This window comes from Peterkaempfera bronchialis, from assembly GCF_003258605.2.
GTDB classification, from domain to species: Bacteria; Actinomycetota; Actinomycetes; order Streptomycetales; family Streptomycetaceae; genus Peterkaempfera; species Peterkaempfera bronchialis.
Map to the genome: position 1 here is coordinate 1,300,209 of NZ_CP031264.1, position 17,703 is coordinate 1,317,911.

Consider the following 17,703-nt stretch of genomic DNA (forward strand, 5'->3'; position numbering starts at 1 on the left):
CGCGCCCGGGATGTGCATCCGGCCGCCACCGGGTAGGCATGGGCACATGACAGCCGCCGCCCCCACGCCCGAGCCGGGCCGGACCGACCCCCGCCGCCCCGGGCCGACCGCCACCTACCGGCTCCAGCTCCAGCCCGGCTTCACCCTCCACGACGCCACTGCGGCCGTCCCCCACCTCGCCGCCCTCGGGGTCTCCCACCTCCACCTCTCCCCGCTGCTGGAGGCCGTCCCCGGCTCCGCCCACGGGTATGACACCGTCGACCACACCCGGATCAGCGAGCAGCTGGGCGGCGAACCCGCGCTGCGCGCACTGGCCGACCGCGCCCACGCCCACTCCCTGCGGCTGATCGCCGACACCGTCCCCAACCACATGGCGCTGCCCGCCCCCGAGCACCTCAACCACCCGCTCTGGCATGTGCTCCGCGAGGGGCCCGACTCCCCGTACGCCCACTGGTTCGACATCGACTGGACCGCCCAGCCCGGCCCTGCCGACGCCCCCCACCGGGGGCGGGTGCTGCTGCCGCTGCTCGGCGACCGGCTCGGTGCCGTCCTGGACCAGCTCACTCTCGGCAAGACCGCCGTGCGGCACCAGGAGCACGGCGACACCGCTGCCGAGCCCGTGCTGCGCTACCACGACCACGCCTTTCCGCTGCGCCCCGGCACCGAGCACCTGCCGCTGCCCGAACTGCTCGACCACCAGTGGTACCGCCTCGCCTGGTGGCGGCTGGCCCGCACCGACCTCAACTACCGCCGCTTCTTCACCGTCAACGACCTGATCGCGCTGCGCGCCGAGGACCCGGAGGTCTTCCGGGCCACCCACGGCGTGCTGCTGCAACTGCACGCCGACGGTGTCCTGGACGGCTTCCGCATCGACCACCCGGACGGGCTCGCCGACCCTCGCGGCTACCTCCGCCGCCTCACCGAGGCCACCGGCGGCGCCTGGACCGTGGTGGAGAAGATCCTCACCGGCGACGAGCCGCTGCCCGCCGACTGGCCCTGCGCCGGCACCACCGGCTACGACGCGCTGCTGCGCATCGACGGGGTGCTCACCGACCGCGAGGGCGTCCAGCGGATCACCGAGGACACCGCCCATATCCTCGCCGCACCCGGCCGCGCATCCGACTACCGGCAGGCCGCGCGGGACGCCCGCCGCGAGGTCGTCCGCCGTGAACTCGCCGCCGAGATCGCCCGGTTGGGCCGCACCGCCGCCCGCGCCTGCACCGAGGACCCGGCGGACGCCCGGCAGCGCGACCACCCCGGCTGGGCGCTGACCGAGGCGGTCGCCCAACTGGTCGCCGCCCACCCCGTCTACCGGCCCTATGTCGTGCCTGGCGAACCCGCCTCCGAGCGGGACGCGCAGTCGCTCACCACACCCGCCTCCGACGCGCCACTTACCGCCCCCGCCCCCGCCTCCGGCCCCGACGCGCCGCTCACCACCCCCGCCGACCCGGCGCCCGCCCCCTCCGACCGCGAACAACTCACCGCCGCCCTCGCCACCGTCCGCGATCTGGCGCTGGGCCGCCTCGGGCGAGGCCCTGCCCGGGACGACTTCGCCGCCCGCTTCGCCCAGACCTGCGCCGCCGCCGCGGCCAAGGGCCTGGAGGACAAGGCGTTCTACCGCTGGTACCCGCTGCTCTCACTCAACGAGGTCGGCGGCGACCCCGGGCACCCCGGCACCACGCCCGAGCAGTTCCACGCCTGGTGCACGCACATCCAGCGCCACTGGCCCACCGGCCTGGCCGCGCTCTCCACCCATGACACCAAGCGCAGCGCCGACGCCCGGGCCCGGTTGGCGGTACTCGCCGAGATGCCCGACGCCTGGGCCGAGGCCCACCGTGCCTGGTCGCAGGCGGCAGCCCGGCACCGCACCGGCTCCCAGCCGGGCCCCGCCGCCGAGTACCTGCTGTGGCAGACCCTGGTCGCCGCCTGGCCCATCGACGCCGACCGGCTGGTCGCCGCGCTGCTCAAGTCCGTCCGCGAGGCCGACCGGCAGACCTCCTGGACCGAACCCGACCCGGCCTTCGAAGCGGCCCTGGAGCACCTGGCCCGCGCCGTACGGGACGACCCCGCGCTCACCCGCCCGATCGGGGCGTTCGTGGAGTCCACCGCACCGTATGCGCGCAGCAACACGCTCGCCGCCGCCCTGCTGCACCTCACCGTGCCCGGCGTCCCGGACCTCTACCAGGGCAGCGAGGAACCGCTGTACACGCTGGTCGACCCCGACAACCGGCGCCCCGTCGACCTCACCGGGATGGCCCGCCGACTCGCCGCCCTGGACGCCGCCGACCCGGCCGCCGCCCCACCCGCCGACCTGGCCGCCGAGAAACTGCATCTGACCGCCACCGCGCTGCGGCTGCGCCGCGACCGGCCCGACTCCTTCATGGGCGGCCACATCCCGGTCCCCGCCGACGGCGCCGCCGCCCCGCATCTGCTCGCCTACCGGCGGGGTGACGATGTGCTGGTCGCCGCCACCCGCCTGCCGTACGGGCTGCACCGTGGCGGCGGCTGGTCCGCGACCACCCTGCCGCTGCCCCCCAGCCCCTCCGGCAGCTGGACCGACCTGCTCACCCGCCGCACCTTCCGCCCCGGCCCCCTCCCCGTCGCCGAACTGCTGTCCCGACTCCCCGTGGCCCTCCTCGCCGCCTGACCCCCAGCCACCCTGCACCCGACCGCCAGCCACCCCACCCCCAAAGACACCACTCCCCGACTGCCACCAGCCCCTCCCTCCCCCAACCGCCCTCCGCCACCACCTTGCACCCAACCGCCAACCCGAAACCCCACCGAACCGCACAGGCCGCCCCACCCACCAGCCACCCCACCCCAAAGAACGCCGCTCCCCGACTGACGGCCGGTGAGGCGGCACGCCGAGCGGGTACAGATGCCCGTGGGCCCGACCGGACCCGCCTCCCCGCCGCATCCGAGGAGCCCGCATGGCCGACCGCGCCACCCCCCACCCCTTCCGGCTCTGGGCCCCCGAGGCCCGGCATGTCGAGGTCGAGGTCGACGGCGCGCGCCACCCCATGCACGCGGTCCCCGACCGGCCCGGCTGGTGGCAGGCCACCGCACCGGCCGACCCCGGCGGCTCCGACTACGGCTTCCGGCTGGACGGCGGCGAGCTGCTGCCGGACCCGCGCTCGGCCCGCCAGCCGTACGGCCCGGACGGGCCGAGCCGCCTGGTCGACCACGCCGCCTTCCGCTGGTCGGACACCCCCTGGCAGGGCCGTGCGCTGCCCGGCAGTGTGCTGTACGAGCTGCACATCGGCACCTTCACCCCCGAGGGCACCTTCGGTGCCGCCGCCGAGCGCCTGGACCACCTGGCCGGGCTGGGCGTCGACCTGGTGGAGCTGATGCCGGTCTGCCCGTTCCCCGGCCGCCACGGCTGGGGGTACGACGGCGTCAGCCTCTGGGCGGTGCATGAGCCGTACGGCGGCCCCGACGGCCTCAAGCGGTTCGTGGACGCCGCGCACCGCCGGGGGATCGGGGTGGTGCTGGACGTGGTCCACAACCACCTGGGCCCGGCGGGCAACCACCTCCCCCGCTTCGGCCCCTACTTCACCGACCGCCACCACACCCCCTGGGGCGCTGCGGTCAACCTGGACGCCCCCGGCTCCGACGAGGTGCGCGACTACCTCCTCGGCAGCGCCCTCGCCTGGCTGCGCGACTACCGCATCGACGGCCTGCGGCTGGATGCCGTGCACGCCCTCGCGGACGACCGCGCCACCCCGTTCCTGGAGGAGCTGTCCAGGGAAGTCGACCGGCTGGGCGCCGCCACCGGCCGCCCGCTCTTCCTGATCGCCGAGTCCGACCTCAACGACCCCCGCACCACCGCGCCGCGCGAGGCCGGCGGCCTGGGCCTGACCGCGCAGTGGAGCGACGACTTCCACCACGCTCTGCACGCCGCCCTGACCGGCGAGTCGCAGGGCTACTACGCCGACTTCGCCGGCCGCCCCGACGGCCCACCGCAGGCGGTCGCCGGGCTCCCCCGGGGCCCGCTGGCCGCCCTCGCCAGGACCCTCACCCGGGGCTGGCTGCACGACGGCACCTGGTCGTCGTTCCGGCAGCGCACCCACGGCCGCCCGCTGGACCGCCACCGCACCCCCGGCCACCGGCTGCTCGGCTACCTCCAGACCCACGACCAGGTCGGCAACCGGGCCCTGGGCGACCGCATTTCGGCCACTGCCTCCCCCGGGCTGCTGGCCGCCGCCGCAGCGCTGGTGCTGGCCTCCCCCTTCACCCCGATGCTCTTCATGGGCGAGGAGTGGGGCGCCGCCACCCCGTGGCAGTACTTCACCGACCACACCGACCCCGACCTCGCCGAGGCGGTACGGCAGGGCCGCAGGCGGGAGTTCGCCCAGCACGGCTGGAAGGCCGAGGAGGTCCCCGACCCGCAGGCCCGGTCCACCGTGGCCGCCTCCACGCTCGACTGGTCCGAGCCGGACCGCGAACCGCACCGCGCCCTGCTGGCCTGGTACCGCGAGCTGATCCGGCTGCGCCGCGCCCACCCCGCGCTCACCGACCCGGACCTGTCCGCCGTCGAGGCGCGGTACGACGAGGCCGAGCGGTGGCTGGTGGTGCACCGGGGCCCGTACCGGGTCGCCGCCAACCTCTCCGCCGAGCCCCGCACCGTCCCGCTCGGCGGCGTGCACACCGCTACGCTGGCCGCGTTCGGCTGCCCCCGTGCGCCCGACCCCTCCGGGCCCCGGGACCGGCTGCCGCTGCCGGCCGCCTCGGTGGCCGTGGTCCGCACCACCGGGTGACCGGAAAACGCCTGCCCAGCAGGGTTTCTGACGGGGCGGCGACCACGCCATCGAACATCCGGCCTATCCTGCTCGGCACAGCAATACGGATCACATCGGGGAGATGCGATGACCCAGGACCGACAGTGGATGCGCGCGGGCGAGGACGATGTACGTCCCCCCACCGATCTCCGCACCGACATCCCCCACCCTGCGCGGATGTACGACTACTTCCTGGGTGGAAAGGACAACTTCCCCGCCGACCGCGAGGCGGCGGAGCGGGCGCTTGCCATCAGCCCGGAGTTCCGCACCGGCGCCCAGGCCAACCGGGGCTTCCTCCAGCGGGCGGTGCGTCAGGTGACCGGGCAGGGGGTCCGGCAGTTCCTGGACATCGGCACCGGGATCCCCACGGCCGGCTCCACCCACCAGATCGCCGCCGAGGTCTCCCCCGATGTGCGGGTCGCCTACCTGGACAACGACCCCATCGTGCTGGTGCACGGCCGCGCCCTGCTGGCCGGCGCCGGTCGGGGTACCGCCACGGTGATCCACGCCGACCTGCGGGAGCCGGAGAAGATCCTGGCCAACGCGGAGGTCCGCGAGGTGCTGGACTTCGACCAGCCGATCGCCCTGATGCTGGTGGCCATCCTGCACTTCGTCGCCGACGACCAGGACCCGGTCGGCATCGTCCGCCGACTGGTCGACGCGCTGCCCTCCGGCAGCCGACTGGTGCTCTCCCATGCCACCGGCGACTTCGCCACCCCCGAGCAGGTCAAGCAGGCACGGGCGCTCTACTCGAACTCGGCGGCCCCGCTGGTGCCGCGCAGCCGTGAGCAGGTCGCCGCCTTCTTCGAGGGCCTGGAACTGGAGGAGCCGGGCCTGGTCACACCCCCGCTGTGGCGCCCCGACGCCCCGCTGAAGGAGGGCGACGACCGCGCCCCGGGCTGGGCCGCCGTCGGCATCAAGCCCTGACCCCTCCGCCGCCTGCGGCCGGATCGGCTCTTCCTCTCGACCCGGCCGCAAGCGCCTGTCCGCACCCGCACCCGCGCAGCCCACCCGTTCCGAGCCGCACGGCGGCGCTCAGCGACCGGCGGCGGCGCGCTCCCGCAGCCGCTCCCACACCGCCCGTACCTGCGGTTCCAGCCCGGCCAGCGGCCCGCTGTTGTCGATCACCACATCGGCCACCGCCAGCCGCTCCTCGCGGCCCGCCTGGGCCGCCATCCTGGCGCGGGCCTCCTCCTCCGACATACCGCGCAGCCGCACCAGCCGGTCCAGCCGCACCTCGTCCGGCGCATCCACCACGACCACCAGGTCATAGAGCGCCGCCAGGCCGTTCTCGGCCAGCAGCGGCACATCCTGGACGACCACGTCGTCCGGCCCGGCGGCGGCCTCCAGCTCGGCCGACCGGTCCCGGACCAGCGGATGGACGATGGCGTTGAGCGCGGCCAGCCGCTCGGGGGCGGAGAAGACCACCGCCCCGAGTGCCGGCCGGTCCAGGGCCCCGTCCGGCCGCAGCACCCCCTCGCCGAACTCCGCGACCACCGCCGCCAGACCCGGCGTGCCCGGCGCGACGACCTCGCGGGCGATCAGGTCCGCGTCCACCAGGACCGCCCCCCAGGAGGCGAGCAGCCGGGACACCTCGCTCTTGCCGGCGCCGATCCCGCCGGTCAGGCCCACTCTCAGCATCGGGCCAGGCTACCGCCGCGCCCCGGGCGGCAGTCCCCCGGTGGCTCGGCGGCTACGGCTCGACGGCTACGGCTCGGCGGCTACGGCTTGGCCGCCGCCGCGCCGCGTACCCGGGGGTGCGGCAGCCGAGCGGCCAGCTGCGGCGGCAGCTGGGGCAACTGGGGCAGCTGCGGCAGCGCGGGGAGGTGCGGACGGAGCGACGGCAGCGGCGGCAGCACCACATGCTCGCGCAGGCCGACCCGGCCGTGCAGCCACTTCAGCGGGCGCGGTGCCCACCAGTTGAACTCGCCGAAGAGGCTCATCGCGGCCGGTACCAGCAGGCACCGCACCAGCGTGGCGTCCACCGCGACGGCGACCGCCAGCGCGATCCCCATCTCCTTGATCATCAGCATCTGGCCGGCCGCGAACCCGGCGAAGACGATCACCATCAGCAGCGCGGCGGAGTTGATGATCCGCCCGCTGCGCTGGAGCCCCAGTTCCACCGCGCGGGCGCAGCTGTGCCCCTCGTCCCGCAACTCCTTGATCCGGGAGAGCAGGAAGACCTCGTAGTCCATCGAGAGGCCGAAGGCGAAGGAGAAGACCAGGACCGGTATATAGCTCTCCAGCCCGCCCGCCGGGGTGAAGCCCAGCAGGCCGCTGAACCAGCCGTGCTGGAAGACCAGGGTGAGCGCGCCCAGCGAGCAGCCCAGTGAGAGCACATTCATCAGCAGCGCCTTGACCGGCACCACCACCGAGCCGGTCATCAGGAAGAGCAGCAGCAGGGTGCCGCAGGCCACCAGGGCAAAGGCGATCGGGCCCCGGTGCGCGATCTCCTGCTTGAAGTCGACCACGGAGGCGGCGTCACCGGTGACCCAGGTGCGCAGTCCGCCCCGGTGGTCGCGCAGCTCGCCGACCACCGACTGGGCCCGGGCACCCTGGGGGTCTCCGGCCACCAGGACGTCGACGGTGGAGAGGTTCCCGGCGACCTGCTGAGCGGGGCGGACCCCGGACACCCCGGGCAGCTCGGCCACCTGCCGGGCGTAGCGCTGGGCCTGCTGCTGCGGCGCCTCGACCACCACCGTGACCGGCGCCGGTATCTGCTGCGGGAAGCGCTGCTGCACGGTGTCGGCCACCGACCGGCTGGCGAAGGAGGCGGGCAGGACATCGGCCCCGGCGGTGTGGGCGCGGGCGGTGAGGAACGGCGCTCCGGCGGCCACCAGCAGGGCGACGGCGGCCAGTGCCACCGGCAGCGCGCGGCGCTGTACCCGGCGTACGGTGCGGGCGAAGAACCCGTCGTCGGGTACCGGGCCGACCGGGGCCCTGATCCGGTGCCCGGCGAACCCCAGCAGGGCCGGGACCAGGGTGAGCCCGGCGGCGACCGTGATCACCACGACGCTCACCCCGGCGGCGCCGACCGCGCGGAAGACGGGGCTGGTGAAGACGAAGAGCCCGGAGAGGGCCACCGCGACGGTGACCCCGGAGAAGGCGACGGTCCGCCCGGCGGTGGCGCTGGTGCGCTCCACGGCGGCGGTGACCGAGGCTCCCCGGCCGCGTTCCTCGCGGAACCGGTTGACCATCAGCAGCGCGTAGTCGATCGAGAGGCCGAGGCCGAGCACGGTGGCGATCGGCAGCACGCTGGTGTCCAGGGTCATGATCCGGCTGAACCCGAAGATCGCCAGCAGCGCACCGCCGACCGAGGCGACCGCGCCGATCAGCGGCAGGCTCGCGGCGGCGAAGCCACCGAAGACCAGCACCATCACGATCAGCACGATCGGCAGGGTGACCAGTTCGCCGAAGGTGGTGTCCTGGGCGGTCTGCTGCTTGACCTCCTGGGAGAGCACCAGGTCGCCGCCGACGGTGACCCTGGCGCCGGAGGCGGCCTGCCCGATCCCGTCCAGCCGCGCGGAGACCGCGTTGACCTCGCGGTCCACGGTGCCGTCGGCCATCCGGACGACGACCAGGCTCGCCCGGCCGTCCTGGGCACGCAGCGCGGACGCCCCGGCGGTCCCGGCCGTGGAGCCGTCGTAGGCGTCGGAGACGGAGACCACGCCGGGCAGGGCGGCGACGGCCCGGGCGGCGGAGGTGACGGCGGAGCGGACCGCCGGGTCGTCCACCCGGGGGCCGTCGACCACGGCGGTGACCGTACCGGCGGCGGGGTCGGCGGCGGCCACCAGCGCGCTGCCGCGAGCGGACTCCGACCCGGCGGCCGGGGTGCCGGTACCGGCGCTGTCGAAGACCCGTCCGCCGATCAGCACTCCGGCCACCAGCACCACGCCCCACACCGCGAGCACCCAGCGGCGGTGGCGGAAGCAGACCCGACCGACGGCGGCGAGCACGCCGCCGCACCGTGGCGGGACCCCTGCGGGCTGCGCGGTACCGGTGTCCTGCTGCTCTGGAGTGCGCTTCGGCCGGGACCGACGCAGCGAACGCCCACCGAACGCGGCGCCTCCGGCCAGGGCGAGGAGGGGGATGAGCAGGAGCAGGATGCGGCGCGGACGCGGCAGCAGCCCCAGAAGGGTGAGGAGCATAGGGGGAGACCTTGCTTCCGGGGCCGGCTGGGGCCCGTCAGGTGTCGCCCCTTCAACCTAGGCAGAACGCGCAAAGGTTCCCATACTCATCCTCTTTGAAACACATCACACCTTAAGGATGATCTTCTTACCTTCACCCCAAACAGGACAAGACCCCCGAACCGGATATCCGGTTCGGGGGTCTTGTTCAGCGCGCTACGGCGTGGTCAGCCCGTGCGATCAGCTCTGGCCGCCGGCCAGCTTCTCGCGGAGCGCGGCCAGCGCCTCGTCCGAGGCGAGAGCGCCGGAGCCCTCGTCGCTGGAGGACGAGTACGAGCCACCGGCAGCCGCGGCCACCGCGTCGCCGCCCTCGGCCGCAGCCTCGGCGTCGGCCTCGCGGCTCTTGATGACCTGGGCCTGGTGCTGCTCGAAGCGGGACTGCGCCTCGGCGTACTGGCGCTCCCACTCCTCCCGCTGCTTCTCGTAGCCGGGCAGCCAGTCGTTGGCCTCCGGGTCGAAGCCCTCGGGGTAGATGTAGTTGCCCTGGTCGTCGTAGGACGCAGCCATGCCGTACAGGGTCGGGTCGAACTCGACCGCCGACGGGTCGGCACCGAAGGACTCGTTGGCCTGCTTCAGCGAGAGGCTGATGCGGCGACGCTCCAGGTCGATGTCGATGACCTTGACGAAGATCTCGTCGCCGACCTGGACGACCTGCTCCGGGATCTCCACGTGGCGCTCGGCCAGCTCGGAGATGTGGACCAGGCCCTCGATACCCTCGTCCACCCGGACGAACGCACCGAACGGAACCAGCTTGGTGACCTTGCCGGGGACGACCTGGCCGATCTGGTGCGTCCGGGCGAACTGCTGCCACGGGTCCTCCTGGGTCGCCTTCAGCGACAGGGAGACACGCTCGCGGTCCATGTCCACGTCGAGAACCTCGACGGTGACCTCCTGGCCGACCTCGACAACCTCGGACGGGTGGTCGATGTGCTTCCAGGACAGCTCGGAGACGTGCACCAGGCCGTCGACGCCACCCAGGTCCACGAAGGCACCGAAGTTGACGATCGAGGAGACGACGCCGGAGCGCACCTGACCCTTCTGGAGGGTGGTGAGGAAGGTCTGGCGGACCTCGCTCTGGGTCTGCTCCAGCCAGGCACGGCGGGACAGGACCACGTTGTTGCGGTTCTTGTCCAGCTCGATGATCTTGGCCTCGAGCTCCTTGCCCACGTAGGGCTGAAGGTCGCGGACGCGGCGCATCTCGACCAGGGAGGCGGGGAGGAAGCCGCGAAGGCCGATGTCGAGGATGAGACCACCCTTGACGACCTCGATGACGGTACCGGTGACGATCCCGTCCTCTTCCTTGATCTTCTCGATGGTGCCCCAGGCGCGCTCGTACTGGGCGCGCTTCTTCGAGAGGATCAGGCGGCCCTCCTTGTCCTCCTTCTGGAGAACCAGGGCCTCGATGTTGTCGCCCACGGCGACGACCTCGTGCGGGTCGACGTCGTGCTTGATCGACAGCTCGCGGGAGGGGATGACACCTTCGGTCTTGTAACCGATGTCGAGCAGGACCTCGTCCCGGTCGACCTTCACGATGACGCCGTCGACGATGTCGCCGTCGTTGAAGTACTTGATCGTCTCGTCGATCGCGGCGAGGAAGTCTTCCTCGGAACCGATGTCGTTGACCGCCACCTGCGGGGTGGTGCGGGAAGAGTCGGTGCTGCTCGTCATTAGGAAAAGGGCTCCGGTACGGACATGAAGTCGTAGGTACTGCCACGCGGAGGGCCCGTATCGCTCCTACCGAGGGCCGGACAGCCAAGACGCGGAGCACCGGGGCTCCCTGAAACGAAGGGAACCGGCACCCCGGCTTGCGACCGTGGGGTCTTCGACAGATGCGAGCGCGACCTGCTCCGTCCGAGGCGCGCAGGCCCGCAGCGCAACTTGTAGCATACGGGGACAGCCAGGCACGGTCAACGCCGGATGGCGCAGGTTGGCCGAGGCCGGGATGGACCAGGCCATATCCTCCATCTGCCGCACTCCCGTAGGCACCTTCCGGTGCACGGGCGCGGCAGCCGCAGGGGCCCGCTCCCCGGATGCCGCAGCCGGCCGTGCTCGTGGACGAGCCTGACCGGCGAGTGGCGCTTTCCGCACCCCAACCCTACGCGATGGGCAGGATGACGCACCCGACCACCCCCGCAGAGAAGCCGTTCGAGGCAGATTTCGCCCTGCCGGACGACACCGACGACCACGATGACACCGACGGTTCCGACGACACCGACGACGACACCGACGCCGTCCGCCGCGCCTCCGGCATCGGCGAGAGCAGCCGGGCCAGCCGCCACTGGTGGGACCGCAACGCCGACGAGTACCAGGACGAGCACGGCGCCTTCCTCGGCGACGACCGCTTCGTCTGGGGCCCCGAGGGTCTGGACGAGGCGGCGGCGCGGCTGCTCGGCGACCCCGCCGGGCTGGCCGGGCGCCGGGTGCTGGAGATCGGCGCCGGCGCCGCCCAGTGCTCCCGCTGGCTCGCCGGGCAGGGCGCCCACCCGGTCGCCCTGGACATCTCGCTGCGCCAGCTCCAGCACTCCCGCCGGATCGACGACGCGCATGGCCGCCGCCCGGTCCCGGTGGTGCAGGCGGACGCCGCCGTACTGCCGTTCGCCGACGGCTCCTTCGACCTGGCCTGCTCGGCGTACGGCGCGGTGCCGTTCAGCGCCGACACGGCGCGGCTGATGCGCGAGGTGCACCGGGTGCTGCGGCCCGGCGGGCGGTGGGTCTTCTCGGTCACCCACCCGATCCGCTGGGCCTTCCCCGACGAGCCCGGGCCGGAGGGGCTGACCGCGATCTCGTCCTACTTCGACCGCCGCCCCTACGTCGAGCAGGACGAGCAGGGCCGCGCCGTCTATGTGGAGCACCACCGCACCCTGGGCGACCGGGTCAGGGAACTGGTCGCGGCGGGCTTCCGGCTGGTGGACCTGGTGGAGCCCGAGTGGCCGGACGGCCTGGAGCAGGAGTGGGGCGGCTGGAGCCCGCTCCGGGGGCGGCTGCTGCCGGGTACGGCGGTCTTCGTCTCGGTACGGGACTGACCCGCACCCGCCGCCCCGCAGCGGCCGGCGGCGGTCCGGGAGACTGGGCCCCATGCGACCGTCCGCCACCGACCGACGCCCGCCCGCCGGGGAGCAGCCGTGGGAGGGCCTGCCCGTGCGGCAGGCCCTCCCCGGGCTGCTCGCCGCCCTCGACCGGCGGGGGACGGCGGTGCTCGCCGCCCCGCCCGGCACCGGCAAGACCACCCTGGTGCCGCTGGCGCTGGCCGGGCTGGTGCCCATCGCCCGGGAGAGCACGCCGGACAGCGGACCGGACGGCGGACCGGGCGGGCCGCCCCGCCGGGTGGTCGTCGCCGAGCCCCGGCGGCTCGCGGTACGGGCCGCCGCCCGGCGGATGGCCTGGCTGCTGGGCGAGCAGCCGGGCGGCCGGGTGGGCTTCAGCATGCGGGGCGAGCGCCGGGCCGGACCGGGGACGCTGGTCGAGGTGGTCACCACCGGGGTGCTGCTGCAACGGCTGCAACGCGACCCGGAGCTGACCGGCGTCGACACCGTGCTGCTGGACGAGTGCCATGAACGGCACCTGGACGCGGACACCGCCCTGGCCTTCCTGCTGGACGTCCGCGCGGCGCTCCGCCCCGAGCTGCGGCTGGTGACCGCCTCCGCCACCTCGGACACCGCCGCCTGGGCGCGGCTGCTCGGCGGCGAGGACGGCCCCGCGCCGGTGGTCGAGGCACAGGGCACCGCCCATGAGGTGGCGGTGGTGTGGGCGCCGCCGCCCCGGCCGGTGCGCCCGCCGCAGGGCACCCGGGTCGACCCGGCGCTGCTGGACCATGTGGCGGCCACCGTGCGGCGGGCGCTCGCCGAGTGCGGCGGCGATGTGCTCTGCTTCCTGCCCGGCGTGGGCGAGATCGCCCGGGTGGCTGGACTGCTCGGCGGGGCGGACGGCGTCGATGTGCTCCAGGTCCACGGCGGGGCGCCGCAGGCCGTACAGGACGCGGTGCTCGCGCCCGGGGAGCGGCGCCGGGTCGTGCTGGCCACCTCGGTCGCCGAGTCCAGCCTCACCGTGCCGGGGGTGCGGGCGGTGGTCGACTGCGGGCTGGCCCGGGAACCGCGCACCGACCATGCCCGGGGCCTCTCCAGCCTGGTCACGGTACGGGCGTCGCTGGCCGCCGCCCGGCAGCGGGCGGGGCGGGCCGGGCGGGAGGCCCCCGGCACCGTGTACCGCTGCTGGCAGCAGGCCGAGGACGCCCGTACCGCGCCCTACCCGGCGCCGGAGATCGCCCTTGCCGATCTGACCTCCTTCGCACTTCAGGCGGCCTGCTGGGGCGACCCCGACGCCGCCGGGCTGGCTCTGCCGGACCCGCCGCCGTCCGGTGCGCTGGCCGCCGCCCGGGAGGCGCTGCGCGCGGTGGGCGCGGTGGACGGGTCCGGCCGGGTGACCGCGCGCGGCCGGTCGATGGCCGCCGTGGGGGTCCATCCCCGGCTGGCCAGGGCGCTGCTGGACGGCGCCGCGCGGGTCGGGGCGCGGCGGGCGGCCGAGGTGGTGGCGCTGCTCTCCGAGGAGCCGCCGCGCGCCCTGGGCGACGATCTGGCGGCGGTGTGGCGGCAGGCCCGGGCGGGCGGCGGCGGCCACCCGGGGTGGGCGGCCCGCTGGCGCGACGAGGTCGGCCGGCTGCGGCGGGGGCTGGACGGGGCGGCGGCGCCCGACGAGGGGCCCGAGGTGTCCGACGGAGCGTCCGACGCGGTGCCGGACAGGGTGTCGGACGGGGCGGCGGCCGGGCTGGTGGTGGCGCTGGCCTTCCCGGAGCGGGTGGCCCGGATGCGCGGGGACCGCACGCGCGGCGACCGGCCGGAGCCGGGCGCGGCACGGGTGCCGTATCTGATGGCGTCGGGCACCGCCGCCGAGGTGGCCGGCGGGTCGCCGCTGGCGGGCGAGCCATGGCTGGCGGTGGCTGTGGCGGACCGGCCCGCCGGGTCGCCCTCGGCCCGGGTGCTGCGGGCGGCGGCGATCGGCGAGGACGCCGCGCGGTGGGCGGCGGCGCCGCTGCTCGCGGTGCGCGAGGAGGTGGTCTGGGCGGTGCCGGACGGGGGTCGGCGCGGTGAGGTGGCGGCCCGGCGGGTGGAGGCGCTGGGCGCGGTCGAACTGGCCGCCGTACCGCTGCGGTCGCCCGAGCCGGGCCTGCTGCGGGCGGCGCTGCTGGACGGCCTGGCCCGCGAGGGGGTGTCGGCGCTGCTGACCTGGCGGGAGGCCGCGGTGGGGCTGCGCGAGCGGCTGGCGTTTCTGCACCGGGCGCTGGGCGGGCCCTGGCCGGAGGTCTCGGACGGCGCGCTGCTGGCGCGGGCCGAGGAGTGGTTGGGGCCGGAGTTGGCCCGGGCCCGGCGCCGCGCCGACCTGGAGCGGATCGACACGGCGGAGGCGCTGCGGCGGCTGCTGCCGTGGGCTGGCGGCGAGGCGCTGCGGCTGGATGCGCTCGCCCCGGAGCGGATCGAGGTGCCGAGCGGGTCGCGGATCCGGGTGGACTACTCGGGGGAGCGGCCGGTGCTGGCGGTGAAGCTCCAGGAGCTCTTCGGGTGGGATGCCGCCCCGGCGCTGGCGGGCGGGCGGGTGCCGCTCACCGTGCATCTGCTGTCGCCGGCGGGGCGGCCGGCGGCGGTCACCGGCGATCTGGCGTCCTTCTGGCGGGACGGCTACCGGGCGGTCCGCGCCGAGCTGCGCGGCCGCTACCCGCGCCACCCCTGGCCGGAGGACCCCACCAGGGCCGAGCCGACCCGCCGCACCCGGCCGCGCCGGTAGCCGACCCGACCCGACCCGGCCTGACCCGGCCCGGCGACCCGGGCGACCCGGGAGCCGCCGTCGGCCTCTCCCGGGCCGCCCGGGAGGTGTCAGTGCGCGGCGTCCTCCCAGTTGGGGCCGACGCCGACGGAGACGTCCAGCCGGGCGTCCAGCGGGTAGGCGGCGGCCATCTCGCGCCGCACCAGCTCCTCCACCCGCTCCCGCTCCCCCGGGGCCAGCTCCAGCACGATCTCGTCATGCACCTGGAGCAGCATCCGGGACCGCAGCTGCTCCTTGGCCAGCCCCTCGTCCACCCGCAGCATGGCGATCTTGACGATGTCGGCGGCGGAGCCCTGGATCGGCGCATTGAGCGCCATCCGCTCGGCCATCTCGCGGCGCTGCCGGTTGTCGCTGGTGAGGTCCGGCAGATAGCGGCGGCGGCCCAGCAGCGTCTCGGTGTAGCCGGTGACCCGGGCCTCCTCGACCACCCGGCGCAGGTAGTCCCGTACCCCGCCGAACCGCTCGAAGTAGTTCTCCATCAGCCGCCGCGCCTCGGCGGCCTCGATGCCCAGCTGCTGGGAGAGCCCGAAGGCGGAGAGGCCGTACGCCAGCCCGTAGGACATGGCCTTGATCTTGCGGCGCATCTCGGCGTCGACGGCGGTCTTCGCCACCTCGAAGACCTGCGAGGCGACCGTGGTGTGCAGGTCCTCGCCGGAGGCGAACGCCTCGATCAGCGCCTCGTCCTGGGACAGATGGGCCATGATCCGCAGCTCGATCTGCGCGTAGTCGGCGGTCAGCAGCGACTCATAGCCGTCGCCGACCACGAAGGCGCGGCGGATGGAGCGGCCCTCCTCGGTGCGGACCGGGATGTTCTGGAGGTTGGGGTCCTGGGAGGAGAGCCGGCCGGTGGCGGCCACCATCTGGTTGAAGGTGGTGTGGATGCGGCCGTCGTCGGCGACCGTCTTGATCAGGCCCTCGACGGTGGTGCGCAGCTTGGCCTGGTCGCGGTGGCGCAGCAGGATGACCGGCAGCTCGTTGTCGGTCTGAGCGGCCAGCCAGAGCAGGGCGTCCGCGTCGGTGGTGTAGCCGGTCTTGATCTTCTTGGTCTTGGGCAGGCCCAGCTCTCCGAAGAGGATCTCCTGGAGCTGCTTGGGGGAGCCCAGGTTGAAGGGGTGCCCCACCACCGCGTGGGCCTCCTCCACGGCCTGCTGCACGGCTGCGGCGAACTGCGCCTCCAGGGTGGAGAGCCAGGTCCGGTCGGCGGCGATGCCGGTCCGCTCCATCCGGGCCAGCAGGGCGGCCATCGGCAGCTCCACGTCGCGCATCAGCTCCACGGCGCCGGCGCCGGGCCCGGGGGCGGTGAGGCGGTCCTCGAAGGCCCCGGCGAGGTCCAGCACGGTGCGGGCCTGGACCATCAGGGCCTGGGCGGCGGCCTCGGCGTCGTCCTCGTCGTCGCCGGAGGTGTCGAAGGAGAGCTGGCCGCTCTCGGTCTCGGCGGCGGGTTGCAGGGAGCGGCCCAGGTACTCCTCGGCGAGGGTCTCCAGGGCGAAGGAGCGGCGGCCCGGCTTCTCCAGGTACGCCGCCAGCGCGGAGTCGGCGGTGACCCCGGCGATCTCCCAGCCGTGCTCGGCGAAGGCCCGCATCACCTGCTTGGCGATGTGCAGCGCCTTGGGCCGGGCCGGGTCGGCCAGCCAGGCCGCGAACGCCCGCTCGTCCTCCTCGGCGAGCTGCACCGGGTCGAACCAGCCGGCCGGGCCGCTGGCGGTGGCCAGCGCCACCTCGCGCACCCGGCCCGCGCCCAGCGCCCAGTCGTAGACGGCGGCCAGCCCGACCCGCTCGGCGCCGGAGGCGTGCGCGGCCAGCCAGGCCGCGACCGCGCCGGGGGCGGAGAGCACCGCGCCGTCCACCTCGACGCCGGGGCCGGCCGCAGCGGCGGCCTCCTCCTCGCCGGCGGCCGGGTCGACCGCGAAGAGCCGCTCCCGGAAGTTGGGGTTGCGGAACTCCAGCGCCTCCAGCACGGTCGCCAGCGCGTCCCGGTCGTAGGGGCCGCGCTCCAGGTCGGGGACGCCGAGCGGCAGCTCGACATCGCGTACCAGCTCGGTGAGGTCGCGGTTGCGCCGGACCGACTCCAGGTGCTCGCGCAGCTTCTCGCCGATCTTGCCCTTGACCTCGTCGACCCGCTCGACCAGGGCGTCGAAGGAGCCGAACTGGTTGATCCACTTGGCGGCGGTCTTCTCGCCGACGCCGGGGATGCCGGGCAGGTTGTCGGACGGGTCGCCGCGCAGCGCCGCCAGGTCGGGGTACTGCGTGGGGGTCACGCCGTACTTCTCGGCGACCTTCTCCGGGGTGTAGCGGGTCAGCTCGGAGACGCCCTTGGTGGGGTAGAGCACCGTGACGTGCTCGGAGACCAGTTGCAGCGCGTCCCGGTCGCCGGTGACGATCAGCACCTCGAACCCCTCGGCGGCGGCGGCCGTCGCCAGGGTGGCGATGATGTCGTCGGCCTCGAAGCCCTCCAGGGACATCCGGGAGAGCCGCATGGCGTCCAGCAGCTCGCCGATCAGGCCGACCTGGCTGCGGAACTCGTCCGGAGTGGCCGACCGGTTGGCCTTGTACTCCGGGAACCGCTCCGAGCGGAAGGTCTTCCGGGAGACGTCGAAGGCCACCGCGGCATGCGTCGGCGCCTCGTCCCGCAGGGTGTTGGCCAGCATCGAGGCGAAGCCGTACACCGCGTTGGTCGGCTGCCCGGTGGTGGTGTTGAAGTTCTCCACCGGCAGCGCGTAGAACGCCCGGTACGCCAGCGAATGCCCGTCCAGCAGCAGCAGCCGGGGCCGGCCCTTCCGACCGTCCGAACCCTTGTGCGCCACGCCTTGACCCGCCACTTGTCCGTCCGATCCTGCCGACTCCGCTGACACCCGAATCCTAGGGGTCGCCACCGACACCGGACACGGCGCGACAAAGCGGGCGCCCGCCTGCCGGGCCTCCGA

Annotated in this window: 9 protein-coding genes; 5 read left to right on the top strand and 4 right to left on the bottom strand. The window is 74.6% G+C overall.

What is annotated here, in order from left to right; translation table 11 throughout:
- Positions 1–46: 46 nt before the first annotated feature.
- The 3 genes from treY to C7M71_RS05705 all read left to right on the top strand — a co-directional run bounded on the left by treY (position 47) and on the right by C7M71_RS05705 (position 5,705).
- Entirely contained in the window at positions 47–2,647 is a 2,601-nt protein-coding gene (gene treY, locus C7M71_RS05695; RefSeq protein ID WP_114914207.1) for a malto-oligosyltrehalose synthase, read from the top strand.
- Between the two features lie 283 nt (positions 2,648–2,930).
- Complete coding sequence (gene treZ, locus C7M71_RS05700; protein ID WP_111493052.1) at positions 2,931–4,757, top strand: malto-oligosyltrehalose trehalohydrolase; 1,827 nt, start codon at positions 2,931–2,933, stop codon at positions 4,755–4,757.
- 108 nt (positions 4,758–4,865) lie between these two features.
- Complete coding sequence (locus C7M71_RS05705; RefSeq protein WP_229758558.1) at positions 4,866–5,705, top strand: SAM-dependent methyltransferase; 840 nt, start codon at positions 4,866–4,868, stop codon at positions 5,703–5,705.
- A 108-nt stretch (positions 5,706–5,813) separates the two neighbouring features.
- Here the strand turns inward: C7M71_RS05705 and coaE are convergent, their stop codons facing one another.
- The 3 genes from coaE to rpsA form a co-directional block, all read right to left on the bottom strand.
- Positions 5,814–6,419, bottom strand: a complete 606-nt coding sequence (coaE, locus tag C7M71_RS05710; RefSeq protein WP_111493053.1) for a dephospho-CoA kinase — start codon at positions 6,417–6,419, stop codon at positions 5,814–5,816.
- 80 nt (positions 6,420–6,499) lie between these two features.
- Positions 6,500–8,926: an MMPL family transporter gene (locus tag C7M71_RS05715; RefSeq protein ID WP_111493054.1), complete on the bottom strand. Its 2,427-nt coding sequence runs from the start codon at positions 8,924–8,926 to the stop codon at positions 6,500–6,502.
- 219 nt (positions 8,927–9,145) lie between these two features.
- Complete coding sequence (rpsA, locus tag C7M71_RS05720; RefSeq protein WP_111493055.1) at positions 9,146–10,633, bottom strand: 30S ribosomal protein S1; 1,488 nt, start codon at positions 10,631–10,633, stop codon at positions 9,146–9,148.
- A 443-nt stretch (positions 10,634–11,076) separates the two neighbouring features.
- Between rpsA and C7M71_RS05725 the strand changes: the two genes are divergently transcribed.
- Complete coding sequence (locus C7M71_RS05725) at positions 11,077–11,988, top strand: class I SAM-dependent methyltransferase (RefSeq protein ID WP_111493056.1); 912 nt, start codon at positions 11,077–11,079, stop codon at positions 11,986–11,988.
- Between the two features lie 52 nt (positions 11,989–12,040).
- On the top strand, positions 12,041–14,740 hold the full coding sequence (hrpB, locus tag C7M71_RS05730) for an ATP-dependent helicase HrpB (RefSeq protein WP_114914208.1): 2,700 nt from the start codon (positions 12,041–12,043) through the stop codon (positions 14,738–14,740).
- 89 nt (positions 14,741–14,829) lie between these two features.
- Here the strand turns inward: hrpB and polA are convergent, their stop codons facing one another.
- Positions 14,830–17,583 carry a DNA polymerase I gene (polA, locus tag C7M71_RS05735; RefSeq protein ID WP_114914209.1) on the bottom strand — a complete coding sequence of 918 codons (2,754 nt, stop codon included), beginning with the start codon at positions 17,581–17,583 and terminating at the stop codon, positions 14,830–14,832.
- Positions 17,584–17,703 lie beyond the last annotated feature (120 nt).

Excerpts from the sequence above, each read along its gene's own strand:
- treY (WP_114914207.1), top strand. The coding sequence starts at position 47 with ATGACAGCCGCCGCCCCCACGCCCGAGCCGGGCCGGACCGACCCCCGC.
- treZ (WP_111493052.1), top strand. The coding sequence starts at position 2,931 with ATGGCCGACCGCGCCACCCCCCACCCCTTCCGGCTCTGGGCCCCCGAG.
- C7M71_RS05705 (WP_229758558.1), top strand. The coding sequence starts at position 4,866 with ATGACCCAGGACCGACAGTGGATGCGCGCGGGCGAGGACGATGTACGT.
- coaE (WP_111493053.1), bottom strand. The coding sequence starts at position 6,419 with ATGCTGAGAGTGGGCCTGACCGGCGGGATCGGCGCCGGCAAGAGCGAG.
- C7M71_RS05715 (WP_111493054.1), bottom strand. The coding sequence starts at position 8,926 with ATGCTCCTCACCCTTCTGGGGCTGCTGCCGCGTCCGCGCCGCATCCTG.
- rpsA (WP_111493055.1), bottom strand. The coding sequence starts at position 10,633 with ATGACGAGCAGCACCGACTCTTCCCGCACCACCCCGCAGGTGGCGGTC.
- C7M71_RS05725 (WP_111493056.1), top strand. The coding sequence starts at position 11,077 with ATGACGCACCCGACCACCCCCGCAGAGAAGCCGTTCGAGGCAGATTTC.
- hrpB (WP_114914208.1), top strand. The coding sequence starts at position 12,041 with ATGCGACCGTCCGCCACCGACCGACGCCCGCCCGCCGGGGAGCAGCCG.